Below are 19724 nucleotides of genomic sequence, written 5' to 3'. Positions count from 1 at the left end.
CCATGCCATCTCATCGCTTTTGGTTTTTTGCACTTTGGTTCTACTTGGGAATTCTAGCTGCTATATCTCTTGCCATCTCTGTGAATATTATTCCGTCTAAAATCACAAAAAATCAGCCTATAGATACAATTTTCCATTTTATTTTCATAGGTTTTCTTGCTTACATAGGTCATTTATCAATGAAAAAATATAAAATTAAGATTTTTCAAATTTTTCTGCCAATAGCACCAATCATAGTTCTATTTTTTAGTTTTCTAGACGAGTTCATTGAGATATTTATATGGCGTGCGGGTTTTGATAAACTTGACTCAGCCGCTGATTTTTGCGGTATAGTATTATTTACATTTTTGGCAGAAAAAACTAACATTAACAAATCCTCAAAAAATCAAACTTAAAAACCAATTATCTCTTTTTCTCTTACTCTGTATCCTCTGCGGTTTGTTAATCAAAATCACCCAATCAGGTGAGTCAACTGGCTGACTTCATTGCTAACTTTAGTGTGAGAGCAACTGAAAAATTAGGGAACGTGGAAAATGACCGTAAACCAGCCTTGTGTTTGCGCCAACTGTGGGAAGCGTCTATTTGCCTGGTTGATGGCTCAAGGTGACGACGTATACGATAAATTTATTAGCGATCGCAAACGTTCTCTCTTCGCCAACCTACATGGTAATGTTTTAGAAATTGGTCCAGGAACTGGTCCGAACCTACCGTACTATCCTAAAGACATCAACTTGATAGGAATTGAGCCAAACCCATTCATGCATTCCTATCTCAAAAAAGAAGCCCAAAAGCTAGGTTTCAACAACATCGACCTCCGTACTAGCACAGCTCAAGAGATAGACGCTGAAGATAACAGCATGGATACCGTGGTTAGTACTTTAGTTTTGTGTTCCGTGCCGAATTTAGCTGCTACATTACAAGAAGTTTTACGAATTCTTAAACCCGGTGGAAGCTTTTTATTTATTGAACACGTTGCTGCACCACAGGGAACTTTATTGCGACAGGTACAAAGTACAATTCGCCCAATTTGGAAAGTGCTTGCTGATGGTTGCCATCCGGATCGGGAAACTTGGATTGCGTTAGAAAATGCTGGGTTCAAGAGTGTGAATTACGAGCATTTTAAAGTACCAGTGCCGATTGTTAGCCCTCAAATTATCGGTGTGGCGATAAGATAATTTCGTGCAAAGACGCGCTTGACGCTAAAATAGTTTTTGCGTCTTTGCGCCTTTGCGAGAGATTTCAAAAATCATCACAAAATATTATGGTTAACCTCTGGACTTCCGCAGAACACGCATTACGCTATCTTGCAAAAGCGGATCAAATACCTCATCGCACCGAGGGCGAAGCAGTACTGCTAGAACACGTCCCCAAGACAGTGAAACGCATTCTCGATTTGGGAACTGGAGACGGTCGTTTGCTAGCACTACTCAAAATAGAACGTCCCCACGTCCAAAGCGTTGCTGTTGACTTTTCACCAACCATGCTGGAGGCTGTAAGAACTCGCTTTGCCGATGATTCTACGGTGCAAGTTATTACACATAACTTAGATGTACCACTACCTGAGTTGGGTTTGTTTGATGCGGTTGTCTCCAGTTTTGCTATCCATCATCTCACCCACGAACGCAAACATTCCCTGTACAGAGAAATTTTTCATCTGCTAGAACCAGGCGGAATTTTTTGCAATCTGGAACACGTCGCCTCACCCACTCCAAAGCTGCACGAACGTTTTTTACATGCGATCGGTAGGACTCTTGAGGAAGACGACCCATCAAATAAGCTTCTGGATGTGGAAACACAGCTGCGTTGGCTGCGAGATATTGGTTTTATCGACGTAGACTGTTACTGGAAATGGCTAGAACTTGCACTGCTGATTGGGGTGAAGCCAGAATAAGCTGTTGCATTTTCAACTTGCATACCATTTGCAATTGTTTATGGGTTTGTAGTTGCGCTTTAGCGCAGCTAGAAACTAACTAGCGCTAAAAAATGAATAAATACCAGGTGCAATTATGACTTTTGAAATTATTGCCAATCTGACCGAAAACCAGATTTCTGATTTACTGGAATTGTACAAAAGTGAATTTTGGAGCTACAAACGTACTCATGAAGACGTTGTTAAGATGCTTGCAGCGTCAGACATTATCGTAGGATTGGTAGATGAGAACGAACAATTAATTGGTTTTACTCGTGTTCTCACCGACTTTGTGTATAGGGCAACTATTTATGATGTTATCGTTAAACCAACACATAGAAAAATGGGTCTTGGTGCTAAGCTAATAGACACAGTTATCAATCATCCCAAACTTTCCTCTGTTGAGCAAATTGCTCTTTATTGTCTACCAGAAATGATTCCTTTTTATGAACGTTGGGACTTCTCAGCTAACGTAGGTGAAATACGGTTGATGTACAGAAACCACCAATTTTATGCTGGCACACACCAGTAATGAGAACTAATAGGAGCATTTTACCCCCAAGGATAGCAAAGACTTTGCTAATAATGTACCCGCTGCAGACATGATGAATATGTTCAATAACATAATTCAAAATCTCTCTGGTTTTATCAAACTATATGTAAACAATATCCTGCGTATAAATATCATGGGTAATAATATTGAAGACATCTACAACTACCTAAAAATATCAGATTCAATTGCCACTTCCGGACAACCGACAAAAGAACAGTTTTCAGCAATTCAGCAATCAGGATATCAACTCGTTGTAAATTTGGCACTACCAGAATCTACCAACGCTTTACCTGATGAAAAACAAATTGTGGAAGCTGAAGGTATGGAGTACGTCCACATTCCAGTAGTTTGGGAAAAACCCACTATTGAAAATGTGAATGAATTTTTTAGTGTCATGGAAGCAAACACTGACAAAAAAGTGTTTGTCCACTGTGCTGCTAACATGAGAGTTTCAGCTTTCATATATCTTTATCGCCACATTCATGAACACATTGGTGAAGAAGAAGCAAAGAAAGACTTACAGAAAATTTGGGTACCCAATGAAAACTGGCAGAAATTTATGAACCAGGTTATTGAAAATTATCGTTGAAGCATTGCATTTGACGAAGCTAAACTTCAGAGCTTAATGACACGATAGCCACTCTGGTGAGACTGCGTGTTGTTACTTACTGTGACCTTGAAAAGCGAATTTGTGTTTCAGTTACTACGATAAAGTGGTCAAATAGTTGTTCAGAATACATTTCCATCAACCGTCGCAAAGTCTCGATTTTGTTAGTGGCTCTTTCATTTTCAAGACGTAGAAGAATAATACCTCTGTGGGAACGCTGTTCTCGGTAGACCTTTTCTCCAAAGTCCTTGTCGTTGGTGATTAAAATCCAGTTCTCTGCAAAAGCCTTGTGGATGATATCGTCATCATCCATTCCACGCGCTTCCTCATATACCGAAAACACTTCGTAACCTTGCTCTCGTAGCCAGCGTGCTACAACGACACCAGTGCTTTCGTCCACCAAGAAGCGCATTTATGCGAACTCCGCAGCAAGTGGCATGAAGCTAGTACTTTCTAGCGATCGCTTCGCAAATAAAAGACAAGCTCGGATGTCTTCTTCGACTAAGCCTTCATACTCTTCGAGAATTTCTGTTATTGTTGCACCATGTGCAAGGAGATTCAGAATATACTCAACAGTTAGGCGTGTTCCCCTAATCACTGGTTTACCTATCATTACTTTCGGGTTAACGGTGATACGGCTCAGTAGTTCTTGGTCTGTCATAGCTTCAACCTTGAAATTGGGGCAGTTAAAACCATCATAGGCAATCGCTGCTTAATGATCGCACTTTTTGCTTGTGTGGTGAAGGGCGATCGCCTTTATGGGGGTACTTTGTGCGATTGCCTCTGGCACTGCGCTGCGCGCAATCGCATCTTACTGCCTTTTAAGTGAAATCGCTATAATACACGATAAAAGCGATACAATGTTTCTTCGATGCTCAGGCGATTTTGGCAGTGGCTCAAAAAGTTTTTTCAGCGCTTATTTGGCAGCAAGCATGCATCTCCTCAGACGGGGGGACAGAGGAGGGTAGAACCACCCAAACAGCCGACAGATGCGGAGTATGAAGCGTTGTTCCTCGAACTGTTGACAGGAGTGAATGAGGGCTGGAGTCGGGACAGGTAAAGGGTTTCTTGGATGCAAAGAATATCACTCAGGCAGGTTTGGTGAAATGGTTGCGGCGCTTTGGGGAAAGATTGTTAGCATCAAGCGCACCGAATGATGAGTTAGCAGCGCGGATGGTGCAGTTGGGTGAGTTGGGCGTTGGGGAAGTGGGAGATGTGGCGCGTGATATTGGGATGCGGTTGTTGAGGCGCAACCAAGGCGAACCAGTCAGGGAGGATGAGGGGCAAAATGGCGAAGTTACAACGCCTATTGTTCAAGAAAGGCTAAATAACAGTGCATATTTAGCAAACGAATACTCTAAGCTGGCAATTCAATATTATGAGATAGGCAACTACACAGCAGTACTTAATTGTTTGGATAAAGCTCTTACTTTCAATGCAAATGACCACAGAGTTTGGAGCAACAGAGGTGCGGTGTTGGATAATCTAGGGCGATATGAGGAAGCGATCACATCTTTCGACAAAGCCATAGAAATCGAACGTAACTACCACGAAGCTTGGAATAACCGTGGTTTAGCACTGGGTGCCATAGGGCGATATGAGGAAGCGATCGCCTCCTTCGACAAAGCCATAGAAATCAAACCCGACTTGCATGAAGCTTGGAACAACCGTGTTAATCCGCTGGCTAAGTTACGACGATATGAGGAAGCGATTACCTCCTGCGACAAAGCCATAGAAATCAAACCCGATTTCCACGAAGCTTTGTTAAACAGGGGTTTTGTGCTGTATAACTTAGGGCAACATCATGACGCGATTGCCTGCTGCGACAAAGCCATAGAAATCAAACCAGACGACTACGATACTTGGTTAAAGCGGGGCGTGGTGCTGGATAAGTTAGGGCGATATCATGAAGCGATTGCCTCCTACGACAAAGCCATAGAAATCAAACCCGATTTCCACGAAGCTTGGTTAAACAGGGGTTTTGTGCTGGATAACTTAGGGCAACATCATGACGCAATTGCCTCCAGCGACAAAGCCATAGAAATCAAACCCGATTTCCATGAAGCTTGGTACAATCGGGGCGTGGCGCTGGATAACTTAGGGCGAATTGAAGATGCGATCACATCTTATGACAAAGCCATAGAAATTAAACCAGACCACTACGAAGTTTGGTTCAAACGGGGTTTGGATCTGATTAACTTAGAGCAATATGAGGAAGCGATCGCATCTTTAGACAAAGCCGTAGAAATCGCACCCGACGACCATGAAGCTTGGTACAACCGGGGCGTGGCGCTGAATAACTTAGGGCGACATGAAGAAGAAATCGCATCCTACGACAAAGCCATAGAAATTAAACCTGACTACTACAATGCTTGGGTGAACCGAGGCATTGCACTGGCTCGCTTAGGGCAATATAATGACGCGATTGCCTCCAGCGACAAAGCCATAGAAATCAAACCAGACTTACACCAAGCTTGGGGCAACCGGGCTTTCGCACTGTTTTATTTAGGGCGACATGAAGAAGAAATCGCATCTTACGACAAAGCCCTAGAAATCAAACCCGACTTCTACGAAGCTTGGTACAACCGAGGCAATGCAGCACAACAATCAGTGAGTTGCGATCTCCTGCTGGCTTCTGTGAGTACCATTGCTAAACAGAATCCTAATCTTAACCAGCGTGGCTTTGAGGGACAATTGGCAAGCCTTGAGGAAGGTTTGAAGTATTGCCAGCAAGACAGCCACCCAAAAGATTGGGGTTTGTTGCATCGGGCAATAGGCGATGCATACTATTTTCGAGGGGAGGGAAAATCAAATTACCTTGAATACTGTCACAAAGCTGTAGCTGAGTATCGCCAAGCCCTAATCACTCTTACAAAAGAAGCTTTTTCTGAGTTGCATCTAATGGTACTGCAAAATCTGATTCCCCTATTGTTTGGGTTGGGGCAAGACAATGAGGCAAAGCAATGGCAACGAGATGGGTTAGAAGTATTTGGGGAATTGTTGAATTCCAAAAAATCTTCTTACCAGAAACGACAATTGGCGGTTCAATTTATCAGCTTCTCGCAGATGCGGGTTGATGTTTTAGTAGAAGACGGTGAATTCGTCTTGGCATTAGAAGCTGCTGAGAGAAATAAAAATTCCTACCTCACCTGGATTCTCGATGCCCAGAAGCAAGATATCCTCAGTCCCAGCTATGCTGAGATGCAACAGCTGACAAATCCCACAACTGCTGTTGTCTATTGGCATCTCAGCCCTTTTGCTCTCAGCACTTTCATTATCAAACACAACGTACCTCAACCGAGCGTCATTTCTACTCCCTCGTTTTTACAGGAATTTGAAAGCTGGGTGAAACAATGGAATCAACAATATGAGGATTACCACAAAAGCAATGATAAGCAAGTTGAACAACAAAACAACTGGCGTGACAACTTGCCTCAAATGCTCAAGCAGCTTAGTGATATCCTCAATATCTCAGCTATACTGACCGAAATTAACAACGAATTCATCCAAAATCTCATCTTGCTTCCCCACCGCGACTTGCACCGCTTCCCCCTTCATGCGCTGTTTCCTGATCATTTCACCACCACTTATCTACCCAGCGCCCAAGTCGGCATATTTTTACAGCAGATTTCGTCAACAAGCAACGGAGAAGTACACCAACTGCTGAGTGTGGAACATCCCGACAGCGCAGGCTTTGATATACTACCTCATGCCGAAATCGAATCCGCTGCTATTAACCAGCTTTTCAACCATCCCAACAACAAGCGGATTTCTGACGAACAAGCTACCAAAATCGCTGTCAAAGAAGCCCTTGCTGCTCAATACAATATCTTTCACTTTACCGGACATGGCAGTTATGATTTCCAGCATCCCAAACAATCTGCGCTTGCCCTTAGCGGTGAAGATAAACTCACGGTGGAAGAAATTTGCAATATAGATTTTAGAGGTTATCGGCTTGTCACCCTTGCTGCTTGCGAAACTGCCTTAACTGGCAACCAAACGATAGAAAATCAATATGTTGGTTTAGTCAGTGCCTTTGTTTACCAAGGTGTGACCAACGTTCTTAGTACTTTATGGACTGTGAATGATGATGCGAGTAGTTTGCTCATCATGTACTTTTACTGGCAACTCAAGAAAGGCAAATCACCAGCCATTGCGTTAGCAAAAGCCAAAAAATGGTTTCGCAATCTCACAGATTATAAACTGGAGAGATTGTATAAAGTCATCTTTAAGAAGCTACCGCGAGATGAAAAACCCCTCCGTCCTCACGTCAAAAATAAGTTATGGGAATTCCGTCACATGGAACTTGCGGATAAGAAACAGAAGCATTTTGACGATCCCTATTATTGGGCAGCTTTTACAATCACTGGTTGCTTCCCTCGTGCCTCGTTCCCAACTTGAGGCTTCCTCGTTCCCAGCCTCAGGCTGGGAATGCATTTCTAGAGGCTTTGCCTCTGGGAACGAGCAGGCAGAGCCTTTGCAACTGCGTTCCCACGCAGAGCGTAGGAACGAGACAATAATTAATAGCTACCCTCGTCCCTCGTTCCCAGCCTCAGGCTGGGAATGCATTTCTAGAGGCTTCGCCTCTGGGAACGAGGAGGCAGAGCCTTCCCAACTGCGTTCCTACGCTCTGCGTGGGAACGAGACAATAACTAATAACTAATCACGAATTCTTATGCAACCTAACGATATAATTTCTGTTACAGCATTCCAAAATGCCCTAGCCAAGCTGAATCAATCTTTGCCTGCGGATATCCAAAAGCAGCTTCATGCGATCGCCCAAGACTTAAAAGCCGATCCAACCAATATTGGCAACCTGGATATTATTGCTGAAAGTTATCCACCTTTAGATGAAGCATACCAAAAAGAACTGACAACATTGAAAAAAGAAGCTGGTCAGCGCAATAAAGGTTTGCCACCACTCCCTCTGCCAAAAGAATCGAATAAAGAACTCACTAACTCAGTTATTGATACTTTTAATGCTGATGATTCTGTTACTGCTGCGAAAGCAAAACCAAACCTTTTGAAACGGCTATGGCAGTTTATCCCTGGGAGTAAATAAAATGTCAGAGGAAATTATTTATCCCAGTATAGATTTATTCCTTTATGACTTGAAGGATGGCTTAGGACAAGAGCAGTCAAAAATTGACCAAAACTGCCGTCTTTTCTGTCAAAAAATCTACAGTGATTTAGGCGAAAAAGGTTTCAGGAAAAGTATGCACAATTCCAGAAATATCAAAATACAGACGTTGATGTTATCGAGTTACTCGATACCCAAATTAGGAAATTAAAATCACCGCTTGATGGTTACTACTATCCTCTGCAAATAGGCGATAGTTATGCCCTCCAGGTTAATGACTCAGGTAAACTAGATGCGAACAGTCAATATAACGATGAACCACAAAATATCAAAGATGAACCATTCCTGAAACTCAAACAAGAAATTACCCAACACATTTCTGGGCAAACAGGCACAATAGGACAAACCTGGTTACTTTGGGGCAAGCTGACGAGTCAAAAAAATGATGCAGAAATTGAAGAGATTGCCCAGAAGTGCTACACTCAAATTGTCACTAATTACGACTGGAAACGAGATTTTATTGGTAAGGGGAAGTTAGAAGCAGGAACAATTTTTGAACTGTGGTATTGTCCCCAAAATTTAGGTGTCAATGGGAAAGAGTTTTGGGAAAAGTTTAGACAAGAAAGTCATCATGTTTTAATATGGTTATTTCCCGATAATATTTCACCCGATGAAATGAGAAAGCGGGTGCAAAGTGCCTATTACGAATTTATACGCTTATGGCAATACCGGCATAAAGTTGTTTGGTCGTACTATCAAAGCCGCTATCAAAAAACACTTCTTAAAAAAGAATATGTGGAAATACAACCATCAATCAAGCAAGCTAGTGAGTTACCAAGGCTATTGCAAACTAACAGCCTGAAACTCAGTAAGCTACAAGAAACATTGTCGGCTAACTTAATTAACTTGTCTGATTATACTATCGCCTTAAACTATCTAGAAAATCAAAGCCGCACCATTCAATTAAACCTAGATAATTATAAATCTCGTTTAGCTGAAATGCAGAAAAAATATACAGGTAGCGACTTAGAATTTCTGAAAATCTTTAGCGAGAGCGAAATTTACGCCAAAAAATACCAGCGACAAGTAGAAGCAGATTATGCAAATCTTAACCCTGGATTAACCTTACTGCAAAATCTCAACAGCACTGTCCAAGGTATTATTGACCTAGAGCAAACCAAAAGCGATCGCACTCTCAACAACACCATCGCCATCGCAGGTGTCGGACTAGCAACCAGTCAAATAGCCTCAGCCGTCATCCTGACCCAAGATAAACCTAATTCTGATGTAACTCTCTTTTACCGTACCCAAGCTTTCTTGTGGAGTTTAGGCATAGGTGTAATCGCAATTATGCTAACCTTAATTGTCCTTCGCATTTTTCGCCGCTAAATGCCTTTCTTGGCGTCCTTGGCTCAGGAGCGGTTTAAAGTTCTTACTATGTCTTCAATTCCTACAATCAAAAGTATATACACAGATGGCGCTTGCACTGGTAACCCCGGTCCTGGCGGTTGGGGCGTAGTCGTCTATTTCGATGATGGTTCCATCCACGAAATGGGCGGTGCATCCACCCGAACCACCAACAATAAGATGGAGATGCAAGCTGCGATCGCCGCCCTCCAGTTTTTAAAAGACTCCGGACAAACTGAATCCATCCCTCTCTACACTGACAGCGAATACCTGATCAACTGCGTTACCAAATGGGTTAAAGGCTGGAAAAAGAAAGGCTGGAAAAAGGCAGATGGAAATCCCGTTCTTAACCAAGATTTGTTGGAAACCTTGGATGAACTTAATCACCCACGGGTAAAGTGGGAGTATGTCCGTGGTCATGCAGGTAATGTTGGTAACGAACGCTGTGATGCGATCGCCCGCGCCTTCGCCAATGGCAAAACCCTATCCCTGCAACAACAAAACTTCTCTAATTTTCACCAAGTCTTTGAGCAAAAAAGCGAGGTAAATGTATCAAGAGGATCTGATTTTGGTACAAACTCTACAATAATTAACAAAAAGACACAAGAAATCAGTACTCTGGCAACAGATATAACCAACATGGAACCACATACCCACCCTACTGCCTCAGTCAGCGAGGAATTACCTCGAGAAATCAGGGTAACGCAACTCCGCAACTTAGTTGAAACCTTACGTATTGCTGACGAAATTGCTGAAAAAGGCTACCTTATCACCAGTTCCGAACTCGCAGACTTGATGGATGTCCACGCCAGCGCTGTCACGAGTCGTGGAGACGAGTGGCGTTGGCGGAACTGGATTGTATCACGAGTGCGACGCGAAGGCAACCAAATTCTTTGGGAACTGGAACGCGGCGACCAAGTTGAAAATGAAGAGTGAAGAAGAACGCAGAACACAGAATATTCACAATGTAAAATTCGGAAGTCTCTTAGTTTCACTCATTCTTCTGAGTTCTGACAACTGAGTTCTGAGTTCTTTCTTCTATCTTCCATCTTCAGTATTTTCGCCCTCGCCACTCTGTTGGGGTGCGGAATGCAGATAAGAAAATCCGCAGCACCGCTACTGGATCAGCTAGAGGTGATAGCCAAAACAACCAGCCACCGTTTGCTTGAGTGCAATCGTAGGAAGGTGCGATCGCAAAAAGCATTGCAAAACGAATCACCAGTAGAAATAGATTCAGCCCCAAAAGAAGGAGGGGAGGAGAGGGGGACAACGAGACAGTCCGGGAAAGACTAAGGTAACTCAGGACAACTATGAGGGGTAGACCTTGAACTGCTGAAAGTAGCCATAAATCCCCCCAAATTTGAGCGCGGGAGGAAGCGTCTTTCAGGTCAAGGCTGCGCCCCCATTGTTGCCAAGTTTCCATTGCTCCCTCATACATCCGCACCTTCAGCACTTTTGCCCCATCTAAGAAGCCGACTTTAAACCCAGAGGCGGCTATATTCCGTGCTAAGGTAACATCATCACAAAAAGAACCACTTGCACTCGTATATCCACCGACAGCCGCTAGAACAGAGCGACGACATAAAAAGCATTGCCCATTTGCCATCACCCGTTCTGGCTGGTCTGTATTGACACCAGCAGGGTCAAATCGATAAAGCAGAGTCATCAGCAATGCTGGTTGTAGCAGGCACTCTCCTGGATATTTGAGAATGAACCGGGGTGAGAGGGAAACCAAGTCATAGCCTTGCTCTTCTGCTGTCTTCACCAAACCAGCAACCAAACCTGGTGATGGTTGTGTATCAGCATCCATACCGAGAAACCACTCACTTCCCTCCGAGGTCTGCAAAAAGCCGTAATGCAACGCCCAAGGACGCCCTACCCAACCAGTGGGTAAGGGATCATCTGTCATCAGGCGAAAGCGAGGGTCTTTTTGCTGTGCCGCTTTTACCAAGTCAGGTGTGCCATCACCAGACTTGCTATCTACAACGATAATTTCCCGGACTTCGTAGCTTTGCCGACTTATCGCATCTAGCAGGGGACTAATACGAAGAGCCTCATTCAGGGTGGGAATGACAACGCTGACAGCACCCAAAAGTTCTGGTGTGGGATTTTTGGGTGCAATGGGAGGAAGGCGGCTAGGTCCTTTGACAAGGCGCGACAGCAGAATTGCTGTCGCTGGTAGTTGAATCAGTAGTAATAAGAGTGAGATAGCACTTGCTATCGTCCACACGTCTAGCACAGCAAAATACCTGGCGATGGAAATCAATGCTCTATTTAACGGCAACTTTGACGTTCGCTACAGAAACTTCAGTGGTTGTTGGTGCAACAGCAACATGAGCATATGCAGCTTTTGATCTCCACCAAAGTACCACAGCAGGAACTACGCCAATCACAAAGCCCAACGAAACTGGGATAGCAAATCCAGCAGCTAAGCTGAGTCCAGCAGCGAAGAAAAAATTGCTGAGATAAACGATTAAGGGTACCCAGAGTTGCGATCGCTCGACTTTAATTGGTGTGTTTTTCCATAACAAGGCTGCTACAGTCATGAACAGAGCGCTAGTGCCAAACCAACCTGCATAATTTTGGTAGGGTGTTCCAAAGAATGCTCCTGGATTTTCCCAATACCAAAAGGGGAGATTTGTTTGACTCATAGCTGGTTCCAATGCAAAGTCCCAGCAGGTGAACAGCATTGCGCCCAAGGCTATGGCACCTACGTGACGCGCTAAACTGGGATTTTGAGCCACACCCAGACCGGCACGAGCAATCAGGTAAGAAGACAAGCCCACATAAAACCAGGATAAGGGAATTGTAAATGGCACAAGCCCCGCAATCTTATATCCCAAACCACTCAAGTAAGTGTAGTCTCCAAAGGGAAACCCAGTGCTGGTTCCTAGTAATTCACTGCCCACCGATATTGACATAGCTGGCAGCATAAACCCTAGCCAAGTGCGCCATCCCAATATCCGGTATGCATAAATGGAGACAGCTATTGTCCCCAAAATAATATCTACCACACCGCCATCAGCTAAACTCAACTGCATGGCTGTTTGTCCAACGCCTCCTGAGTTCAAAATTATTTCGGCATTGGGTATGACCAATAGAATGCCTATCAGCCCAAAAGCCTTTGCCAAAATATGACCAATCAGGCTTACACGCTCAGCTATAACAAGTTGTCTCATGATAATTCCTTAACAAGACATGACACGCGGCTACTTAGCTGCTAACAGTTTACAAATGTTTAAGAAAATATTTAACAATTTGTGCCGGAATTCTTGGCAAACTTGCTTTGCTTTTATTGGGAGAGCATAACAGCCTCTTGATTGAAGGTAGAAAAAATATGATATTAAATTTATAGTCTAAGTCATTCAAGCCAAGATCTATCAACTTTCATTGGCTTTCTTTTGATGGGTTATAGTGTAGGCAACAGATTCATCCTTTCTTACAGAGCAATATCCTTATGTTTTCTTATCCTTTAGATAGTTTTGGAATGATAGCCTGTCCTTATAATGGGAAGAACCCATGTCAATGTTGAAAAGACTTCCCTTTGTTTCCCTAGTATTACTACTGCTGACTTACACTACCTTAGGCTGGGTGATATCCAAAACATATGCTCCTGCTCCTTGGTTTATATGGCTGCTGGTTGTAATTCCTATCTTGGTTCTCCTGGCAGGCTTAACCATTTCTTGGAGAACGCTGACAGACTATTCTTTTGTCTTATTCAAATCAAACCTCAAATCTTTTAGTATTACTGTTTTAGCGGCTTTCTTATTCTTTTTGATGATAGCCCACTTCCGAGTATTTCTTGATACCTTGGTAATTATTGCTGCGGCTGTCTTGGGAAAGATAGATTTTCAAACCGCCGGCTTCACTGAGGGGCAATCCTTTTGCTTTTTATCTATCTTTTCCTTGACTGGGTTAGCCCTAGGTGCGCTCATCCATAAGCTTATTTGAGGAGAACTCAAAATTCAGAAACCGCAGCTAGGAACTCAGAAGTCAGAATGACACCACGGATAAATCCGGCTAAGCCAGTATCAAATCATTCATGCGCCTACAAAGAAATTCGGTGGCAAGTGAAAAAGAACTCTCTACCCACTTGCAAAGAATTCATGCTGAATTCTGTCTGTTGAATTGGTGAGTTCTTTCTTGGTCAGAGTCTATAGTCAAGAGTTAATAGTTGTTTTCGACTCTTGACTATAGACTTTTTACTAACTTACAACAGCCTCAGTTGCCGCAGCTACTGGGTAAACACTAACTTTTTTACGGTTCTTACCTTGGCGTTCAAAGGTAACGACTCCATCAACCAGAGCAAACAGCGTGTCATCGTTGCCCCGACCTACGTTCGTACCTGGATGAACCTTGGTGCCCCGTTGACGCACCAGAATGTTTCCTGCTCTGACAACCTGTCCGCCATAACGCTTGACTCCCAAGCGCTGAGCATTAGAGTCACGACCGTTACGGGTACTACCTGTTCCTTTCTTATGAGCCATAATCGTTCCTCTTGTATTTCTACTTCTTTTATCTATTATTCAGTAGCAGTTTCTACAGCAGGTGGGTTGTCAGCAGCCTCTTGAGTTTCAGTTGTTGCAACTGATTCGGCAGTAACATCGATAGTCTGTTGAGTTTCATTATTCTCGGCACCAGTGGCAACTGGTTCTGTCACCTCAGCATCTGGTGTGAGAGTGATTGCGCTGTCTTCTGAGGCAAGAACTGAACCATCAACGCTAATTGAGTTAATCAACAATCTGGTGATTTCCTGGCGATGACCCCGCTTTTTGCGGGTTTTCTTTTTCGGTTTCATTTTATACACCAGGACTTTGCGACCTCTAAGATGCCGCAACACCGTTCCTTCTACCTTTGCCCCTGCCACATGCGGCTGTCCTATGGTGACTTCGCCGTTATGCTGCACTAACAATACTGCTTCTATGGTAACTTTCTCGTCCGGTTCGACAGAAAGCAGTTCAATATCATAAAAGCGACCTGGTTCGACTCGTAATTGTTTGCCGCCAGTTTCAATAATTGCGTAGGTCATGGAATTGTCCTTGAGGTTGCCGTACAGGTAGCTGGATCGTATGCTCTTGACAAAGCTTTCCAGCTTTTGCATTGTCTTTACCTGATCCGAGCAGGAATTAGACACACGATCTATAAATATACCCTAAGGACTAAGTTTTTGTCAAAGTAAAACAGGATCAACCCTTCACCAGACGTGTTACTAAGTAGCCAAATCATTTAACAATTCAATTATTTCTACATATTTCGCTCCCACTCTTCTACCCATTGTTCCAGTTTTTCTCTTAAAAGCGACTGCCATCCAGGTATCGCTTTTATTCTTTCCCTTAAACCAGGTCTTACCTTGACCTGAAAAGGGATCTTGTCCAAAGCTTTATCTCCTTGAGGTTTAAACTTTATAGTCATTTTTTCTATTTGACTCGCTTTCTAGTATACTAGAGCAAATTATCATAAAGTCACCTCTGCAAATGTACTCCTTAAAGCTAGAATTAAAACTTAATAATAAAGAAAAGACTAGGCTAGCGGGATGTGCAGGATTTGCTAGGTTTGTCTACAATTTTGGACTTTCTTTGCTTACTAACTCTTGGGAGTTTGAAGGGATAAAAGCGGGAGACTCTAAGCGTTTAGTAGCTATCGAAAAGATTTTTACAAACTATGTAAAAACAAATCCAGAGTATGGATGGGTGCAGCAGTATCCTTCAGCCATCTACTCCAATGCGCTACGAAATAAGCGCGAAAGCAGTTGATAAGTGGCGTAAAGGAGAGGCTGGGTTTCCTCAGATGAAGAACAAAAAGAAAGGCAATAGTTTCACTGTGCTTAAAAAAGCAGGTGTCTATCCAGCAAAGGGACAACCAATGCTGCCTTTCACAAATCGTCAAGTTTTGCATCCAGGAAAGCGAATCACGATACCAGGCTTGGGCGAGTTCAGGCTTAAACAACCAATCCCTTTTTTGTGTTCTAGTCAATCTTTTACTGTTTCTAGAACTGCTGATAAGTGGTTTGTCTGTTTTGTTCTAGATGTTGAAAAAGTTCCTCCCTTGATTCATGAAGTTGAATCAGTTGGGATAGATCTAGGAGTAAAAACGTTTGCGACTTTGTCTCTTGGTTCAACGATAGAAGCGCCCACTAGTTTGAAGAAAGCGAAAACCAAGCTAAACAAACAACAATGGCGCAACCGTAACAAACAATTAGGAAACCGTTGCAAAGGTGTACTGACATCCAACAGAGCTAAACGCTATTTCGGTCAAATAGCAAAAACTCACGCTCATATTGCTAATATCCGCAAAGATTTTCTTCAATAAAAACGACAACCGACATTAGTCGAAAATACGTAAGGATTCGGATAGAAGATCTTAACATTTCTGGAATGATAGCAAATCACAAGCTCTCGGAAGCTATCTCTTCTTTGGGACTATACGAGTTTCGTCGGATGCTAACTTACAAGCAAGCGTTTTACGGCACTAAAGTAGAGATAGTTGATAGGTGGTTTGCAAGTTCCAAGACGTGTTCTAACTGCACAAACGTGCAACCAATGCCTTTGTCAGAAAGGATTTATGCGTGTGGGGCTGGATGTGGACACATTCAATGCCGTGATTTAAATGCGGCGATTAATTTAAATAATGCCCCTTTACAAAAAATACGTGCGGTGAGCAGCGCGTTGGACGGGTTCCCCGGCTTGAAGCGACTGCGTTCGGCAAAGCCGTGCCGCAGGCATACCCGGAGGGCAAGCGCGGAATTAACGCCTGTGGACAGGTTAGGAGCCGACTCCCCTGGTAGAAGCAGGAAGCAAACTTCAAAGTGTTCGAGTTATATGATTTGAGCGTTTTGTGTAAGTTTTGTGTTGCACAAGAGTTCTCGAACAACACTTTTAGACTTTGAGTGTTTTTATCTAAAGCTAGGAGTGCCAACTAAATGTTCGCAAGCAGGTGCAAAAGATGGCACAGATAAAGAGCAAGCCTTCCATCCAGATTTCACTGATACATTGAACAATCGGCACGTACCACCACGCTGACCTTCTGGGGTGTAATATCGACAGTACCGACAAGCTGAAACACAGGATTTTAAAGTTGTCATAACTAGCTCTTAAAATTAAATAGAAATCTTTGTTAGTTAAAAATTCGTTTTATCCTCTAATAAGTATCTCAACATTTTCTTGAGAAATGCATAGAAATTAGATGTTTTTATGAAAAAGTTTGCATTATGAAATATTAGTTTACGTGAACAATATAGTTATTTATACTTAGATATGAGAAATGAAGTTCGTATAACATCGCTGAAAATATCAAGATAGGGCGAATACTTAAAGCAGTGAACAGTACCAGCCGCAGTGACGCTTTCTCGGGCTGGTGTGGTTGTACTGACACCAACGCTTATGCCTACGGCACGTCTCTTGACGAACGGTGCACAGGAGTGTGGTGTTACCCCCAATTATGAAACTGATAACCCTTCGGGTATGCCTATGGCTAACGCCACGGCTATCGCCGAACGGCACGCCAAGGGCGAACGCAGTCGCCTACGGAGGGAGATCCTCCTGCAGCGCTGGCTCACTGATAACTGGTAACTGGTAACTGTTAAAGTAAGACTTCGGAGCCGTTTTGTGAAATGAAAAGAATTGAAGTTGAACAAAGAACGATTTTGATTGGGTTAGCAGGTAGCCATGGCTATGGGTTAAATAGACCGGATTCAGACTATGACTATCGAGGGGTATTTATCGCACCCAAAAGGTATTACTTGGGATTTGACCATATTGAACAAAAAGATGATGGCTGGGATGAACCAGGGATGTTTCCGTTTCTAGATGGAAACAAAGACACAGTGATATACGAATTAAAAAAGATTATTCAGTTATTGTCTGGGGCAAATCCTAATGTTTTAGAATTGCTATGGTTGAATGAATATCCTGTTTTAACCCCAGTAGGACAGCACTTAATTAAGCATAGACAAATATTTTTTAGCAAGAAGGTAAAGCATACTTACTCTGGTTATGCCTTTGCCCAAATCAAAAAAATGGAAACTCATCGTAAGTGGTTGTTGAATCCACCGCAAAAGAAACCAATTCCATCTGATTTTGATATAGAAGAAGCACCACTTACAAAAGATGAACTCAATGCTTTTCTAGAATATCTTTATCACTTAATTAGAGGAAAAATTGAGTTTTTAGAAGAAGCAGAGCAATTATATAAGCTGCTAACAGCGGATATAGATTTTAAGGGTGTGCTTAAACAGTATTCTTTACCTGATGAAACTTTAGAATACACGCAAAAACTAACAAATAGTCGTAAAGATTTTATTCGCCTACTTAAAAAAAGCCAAACATATCAAATAGCTTTAAGAGAATGGAAAGCATACTTATCATGGCAGGAAAATAGAAACCCAGCTAGGGCAGAAATGGAGAGAAAATCAGGTTTTGACCTGAAGCATGGGATGCACTGCGTTAGGTTATTACGCAGTGGACTAGAAATATTGCGAACAGGAGAAGTGATTGTAGATAGAACGATCGCAGGTGACGCAGAAGATTTGAAAGCTATCCTCAAGGGCGATTATTCTTATGAACAGGTGATGAAAATGGCAGAGGAGTTAGTTGCTGAAATGGAAAAGGTGTACGAAGACTCCTCCTTACCTGACAAACCTAATTTAGAACACATCAATGAATTCTGTATCGAACTGGTGGAAATGCAAGGATGGTAAGCAAAGAGAGAAGAGTAAAGACAGAAGAGTGAAGAAATTATTCTATCTTCTATCTTCTATATTTTAATTTGTTAGAGAGTTTGAAATACATAGACAAAACCATAAAGACTGATGCTGAGAAAGAAGACTGCTGCTAATTGGTTAACTCGGATATCAGGTGAGGGAGCAATGGCTTCTCGTACCAAGATAGAAATAGATGCTCCAACGACAAAGCTCCAGCCAAGTATCATAAAAGCTATCTCTAGCGTAAAATTCCAAACAATCAGCATTGCAATTGCTAGCAGTACCATCAGCATCTCTACAAACCGAGGCGGGTTGTATTGGCTGGATAAAACAAAACTGTTGAACCAAAAGTGCCAAAATCTCATAATTAACTGCTAAGTGCTGAAAAATAAAGAAGAAAGAAGATAAAAGAATTTCTTTTCTCTTCATTCTTCATTTTTTATTCTTAACTTCTAACTCCTAACCTTTTGTCCTGTACCATTTTTTTGTGTTGTCTCTTCTGGTAGTTCTACACCAAAGACGCGGCTAAAAACTTTTTCTACTTTATATCCAGAATCAATTGACTCTAAGGGGTCTTTGCGCAATCTGTGACGCAGACATAAAGTAATCACACGGCGGATGTCATCAAGTGTGACTTCGGTACGCCCTTCAAATGCAGTTAAAGCTTTGGCGGCGCGGTTACTTACAATGTCTCCCCGCAAGCCATCCACATCAAGTTCAGAGCAAACTTCGGAAATTTTGACTCGCAAGTCGTAATCAATTGTCACAGAAGGTAACAACTTTTGAGCGTTGACAATTTTCTGTTGTAGTGCTTCCTGCTCTTGTTTGTAGCTTTCCAGAAATGTTGGCGGATTTTGGTCGAATTCTGACCTTTGCTCAACGATTTGCACGCGCAAAGCTGGTTCCTTAACTGTATGGATTTCCGCGTGCATTCCAAATCTATCTAATAGTTGGGGGCGCAGTTCTCCTTCTTCTGGGTTACCAGAACCCACGAGAACAAAACGCGCTGGGTGACGGATAGAAATACCTTCCCTTTCTACCGTGTTCCAACCACTTGCGGCGGAGTCGAGAAGCACGTCTACTAAGTGGTCATCTAGCAAGTTAACTTCATCCACATAAAGGATACCCCGGTTGGCTTTTGCCAGTAGTCCCGGTTCAAAGGCTTTGACACCTTCTGATAAAGCTTTTTCGATGTCAATTGTGCCGCAAACTCGGTCTTCTGTCGCTCCCAGTGGCAAATCTACCATTTGGACTTTTTTCTGAACTACGGGAATATCCGCCCCTTGCTCTAGCTGTTGGCGGGCTTCATCGCTCATCAAGTCGGGATCGCTGGGGTCGCTATTGAAGGCGTCATTAGCAACGACGGGGATTTCTGGGAGCAAATCAGCCAGCGCCCGGATAGTCGTGGATTTTCCGGTACCGCGATCGCCCATAATCATCACACCGCCAATTTTCGGGTCAATCACGTTT

27 protein-coding genes are annotated in these 19724 nt (G+C 42.9%); 17 read left to right on the top strand and 10 right to left on the bottom strand.

Annotated elements, in window-relative coordinates; genetic code table 11:
• Nucleotides 1–2: 2 nt before the first annotated feature.
• The 5 genes from V5G28_RS11540 (at nt 3) to V5G28_RS11520 (ending at nt 3051) form a co-directional block, all read left to right on the top strand.
• Complete coding sequence (locus V5G28_RS11540; protein ID WP_332997386.1) at nt 3–395, top strand: VanZ family protein; 393 nt, start codon at nt 3–5, stop codon at nt 393–395.
• Nucleotides 396–533: 138 nt separating this feature from the next.
• Nucleotides 534–1175, top strand: coding sequence for a class I SAM-dependent methyltransferase (locus tag V5G28_RS11535; RefSeq protein WP_332997384.1), 642 nt, complete (start codon nt 534–536; stop codon nt 1173–1175).
• Between the two features lie 86 nt (nt 1176–1261).
• Entirely contained in the window at nt 1262–1891 is a 630-nt protein-coding gene (locus V5G28_RS11530) for a class I SAM-dependent methyltransferase (RefSeq protein ID WP_332997382.1), read from the top strand.
• Between the two features lie 115 nt (nt 1892–2006).
• Nucleotides 2007–2441, top strand: coding sequence for a GNAT family N-acetyltransferase (locus tag V5G28_RS11525; protein ID WP_332997380.1), 435 nt, complete (start codon nt 2007–2009; stop codon nt 2439–2441).
• Between the two features lie 154 nt (nt 2442–2595).
• Nucleotides 2596–3051 carry a protein tyrosine phosphatase family protein gene (locus V5G28_RS11520; RefSeq protein ID WP_332997686.1) on the top strand — a complete coding sequence of 152 codons (456 nt, stop codon included), beginning with the start codon at nt 2596–2598 and terminating at the stop codon, nt 3049–3051.
• A 76-nt stretch (nt 3052–3127) separates the two neighbouring features.
• Here the strand turns inward: V5G28_RS11520 and V5G28_RS11515 are convergent, their stop codons facing one another.
• On the bottom strand, nt 3128–3481 hold the full coding sequence (locus tag V5G28_RS11515; RefSeq protein ID WP_332997378.1) for a DUF5615 family PIN-like protein: 354 nt from the start codon (nt 3479–3481) through the stop codon (nt 3128–3130).
• Entirely contained in the window at nt 3482–3730 is a 249-nt protein-coding gene (locus V5G28_RS11510) for a DUF433 domain-containing protein (RefSeq protein ID WP_332997376.1), read from the bottom strand.
• A gap of 210 nt (nt 3731–3940) precedes the next feature.
• On the opposite strand from V5G28_RS11510, the gene V5G28_RS11505 reads away from it, so the two are divergent.
• The 6 genes from V5G28_RS11505 (at nt 3941) to rnhA (ending at nt 10492) form a co-directional block, all read left to right on the top strand.
• A complete protein-coding gene (locus V5G28_RS11505; RefSeq protein ID WP_332997374.1) occupies nt 3941–4129 on the top strand; it encodes a hypothetical protein in 189 nt (62 codons plus the stop codon).
• An 8-nt stretch (nt 4130–4137) separates the two neighbouring features.
• On the top strand, nt 4138–7470 hold the full coding sequence (locus V5G28_RS11500) for a CHAT domain-containing protein (RefSeq protein WP_332997372.1): 3333 nt from the start codon (nt 4138–4140) through the stop codon (nt 7468–7470).
• 274 nt (nt 7471–7744) lie between these two features.
• The gene (locus V5G28_RS11495; RefSeq protein ID WP_332997370.1) at nt 7745–8131 is read left to right on the top strand and encodes a hypothetical protein; all 387 of its coding nucleotides are present in this window, start codon (nt 7745–7747) and stop codon (nt 8129–8131) included.
• Nucleotide 8132: 1 nt separating this feature from the next.
• Complete coding sequence (locus tag V5G28_RS11490; RefSeq protein ID WP_336230416.1) at nt 8133–8360, top strand: hypothetical protein; 228 nt, start codon at nt 8133–8135, stop codon at nt 8358–8360.
• 464 nt (nt 8361–8824) lie between these two features.
• Nucleotides 8825–9538 carry a hypothetical protein gene (locus V5G28_RS11485; protein WP_336230414.1) on the top strand — a complete coding sequence of 238 codons (714 nt, stop codon included), beginning with the start codon at nt 8825–8827 and terminating at the stop codon, nt 9536–9538.
• 48 nt (nt 9539–9586) lie between these two features.
• Nucleotides 9587–10492, top strand: coding sequence for a ribonuclease HI (gene rnhA, locus V5G28_RS11480; RefSeq protein WP_332997366.1), 906 nt, complete (start codon nt 9587–9589; stop codon nt 10490–10492).
• A gap of 115 nt (nt 10493–10607) precedes the next feature.
• Here rnhA and cruG read toward each other — a convergent pair whose 3' ends face one another.
• Nucleotides 10608–11795, bottom strand: coding sequence for a 2'-O-glycosyltransferase CruG (cruG, locus tag V5G28_RS11475; RefSeq protein WP_332997684.1), 1188 nt, complete (start codon nt 11793–11795; stop codon nt 10608–10610).
• Between the two features lie 31 nt (nt 11796–11826).
• A complete protein-coding gene (gene cruF, locus V5G28_RS11470; protein WP_096562441.1) occupies nt 11827–12735 on the bottom strand; it encodes a gamma-carotene 1'-hydroxylase CruF in 909 nt (302 codons plus the stop codon).
• 340 nt (nt 12736–13075) lie between these two features.
• On the opposite strand from cruF, the gene V5G28_RS11465 reads away from it, so the two are divergent.
• On the top strand, nt 13076–13507 hold the full coding sequence (locus V5G28_RS11465; RefSeq protein WP_096562442.1) for a hypothetical protein: 432 nt from the start codon (nt 13076–13078) through the stop codon (nt 13505–13507).
• A gap of 254 nt (nt 13508–13761) precedes the next feature.
• Here V5G28_RS11465 and rpmA read toward each other — a convergent pair whose 3' ends face one another.
• From rpmA to V5G28_RS11450, 3 genes are all read right to left on the bottom strand, one after another.
• Nucleotides 13762–14043, bottom strand: a complete 282-nt coding sequence (rpmA, locus tag V5G28_RS11460; RefSeq protein ID WP_332997363.1) for a 50S ribosomal protein L27 — start codon at nt 14041–14043, stop codon at nt 13762–13764.
• A gap of 35 nt (nt 14044–14078) precedes the next feature.
• Complete coding sequence (gene rplU / locus V5G28_RS11455) at nt 14079–14585, bottom strand: 50S ribosomal protein L21 (protein WP_096570608.1); 507 nt, start codon at nt 14583–14585, stop codon at nt 14079–14081.
• A gap of 215 nt (nt 14586–14800) precedes the next feature.
• Nucleotides 14801–14968, bottom strand: coding sequence for a hypothetical protein (locus V5G28_RS11450; protein WP_332997361.1), 168 nt, complete (start codon nt 14966–14968; stop codon nt 14801–14803).
• 62 nt (nt 14969–15030) lie between these two features.
• Between V5G28_RS11450 and V5G28_RS36655 the strand changes: the two genes are divergently transcribed.
• The 3 genes from V5G28_RS36655 (at nt 15031) to V5G28_RS11440 (ending at nt 16383) form a co-directional block, all read left to right on the top strand.
• A complete protein-coding gene (locus tag V5G28_RS36655; RefSeq protein ID WP_442994248.1) occupies nt 15031–15309 on the top strand; it encodes a helix-turn-helix domain-containing protein in 279 nt (92 codons plus the stop codon).
• Nucleotides 15239–15865 (top strand): RNA-guided endonuclease InsQ/TnpB family protein, encoded by a 627-nt coding sequence (locus V5G28_RS11445; RefSeq protein WP_336230412.1) that lies wholly within the window; start codon nt 15239–15241, stop codon nt 15863–15865. The genes V5G28_RS36655 and V5G28_RS11445 overlap by 71 nt, the downstream gene beginning before the upstream one ends.
• 65 nt (nt 15866–15930) lie before the next feature.
• Complete coding sequence (locus V5G28_RS11440) at nt 15931–16383, top strand: transposase (RefSeq protein ID WP_332997357.1); 453 nt, start codon at nt 15931–15933, stop codon at nt 16381–16383.
• 65 nt (nt 16384–16448) lie between these two features.
• Here the strand turns inward: V5G28_RS11440 and V5G28_RS11435 are convergent, their stop codons facing one another.
• Complete coding sequence (locus tag V5G28_RS11435; RefSeq protein WP_332997355.1) at nt 16449–16637, bottom strand: hypothetical protein; 189 nt, start codon at nt 16635–16637, stop codon at nt 16449–16451.
• 253 nt (nt 16638–16890) lie between these two features.
• Between V5G28_RS11435 and V5G28_RS11430 the strand changes: the two genes are divergently transcribed.
• Both V5G28_RS11430 and V5G28_RS11425 read left to right on the top strand, forming a co-directional pair.
• Nucleotides 16891–17124 carry a hypothetical protein gene (locus V5G28_RS11430; protein WP_332997353.1) on the top strand — a complete coding sequence of 78 codons (234 nt, stop codon included), beginning with the start codon at nt 16891–16893 and terminating at the stop codon, nt 17122–17124.
• 41 nt (nt 17125–17165) lie between these two features.
• Nucleotides 17166–18251, top strand: a complete 1086-nt coding sequence (locus V5G28_RS11425; RefSeq protein ID WP_332997351.1) for a nucleotidyltransferase domain-containing protein — start codon at nt 17166–17168, stop codon at nt 18249–18251.
• A gap of 71 nt (nt 18252–18322) precedes the next feature.
• On the opposite strand, the gene V5G28_RS11420 is transcribed toward V5G28_RS11425, so the two are convergent.
• Both V5G28_RS11420 and bchI read right to left on the bottom strand, forming a co-directional pair.
• Complete coding sequence (locus tag V5G28_RS11420) at nt 18323–18619, bottom strand: hypothetical protein (protein WP_096562445.1); 297 nt, start codon at nt 18617–18619, stop codon at nt 18323–18325.
• A gap of 87 nt (nt 18620–18706) precedes the next feature.
• Nucleotides 18707–19724 (bottom strand): magnesium chelatase ATPase subunit I (gene bchI / locus V5G28_RS11415; RefSeq protein WP_332997348.1); only part of this gene is annotated, 1018 nt, incomplete at its 5' end.

Source organism: Scytonema sp. PRP1, from assembly GCF_036697665.2.
Lineage (GTDB): Bacteria > Cyanobacteriota > Cyanobacteriia > Cyanobacteriales > Nostocaceae > Kalymmatonema > Kalymmatonema gypsitolerans.
Note: the sequence above shows the minus strand (reverse complement) of the source record. Positions and strands in the feature narration are given on the sequence as shown.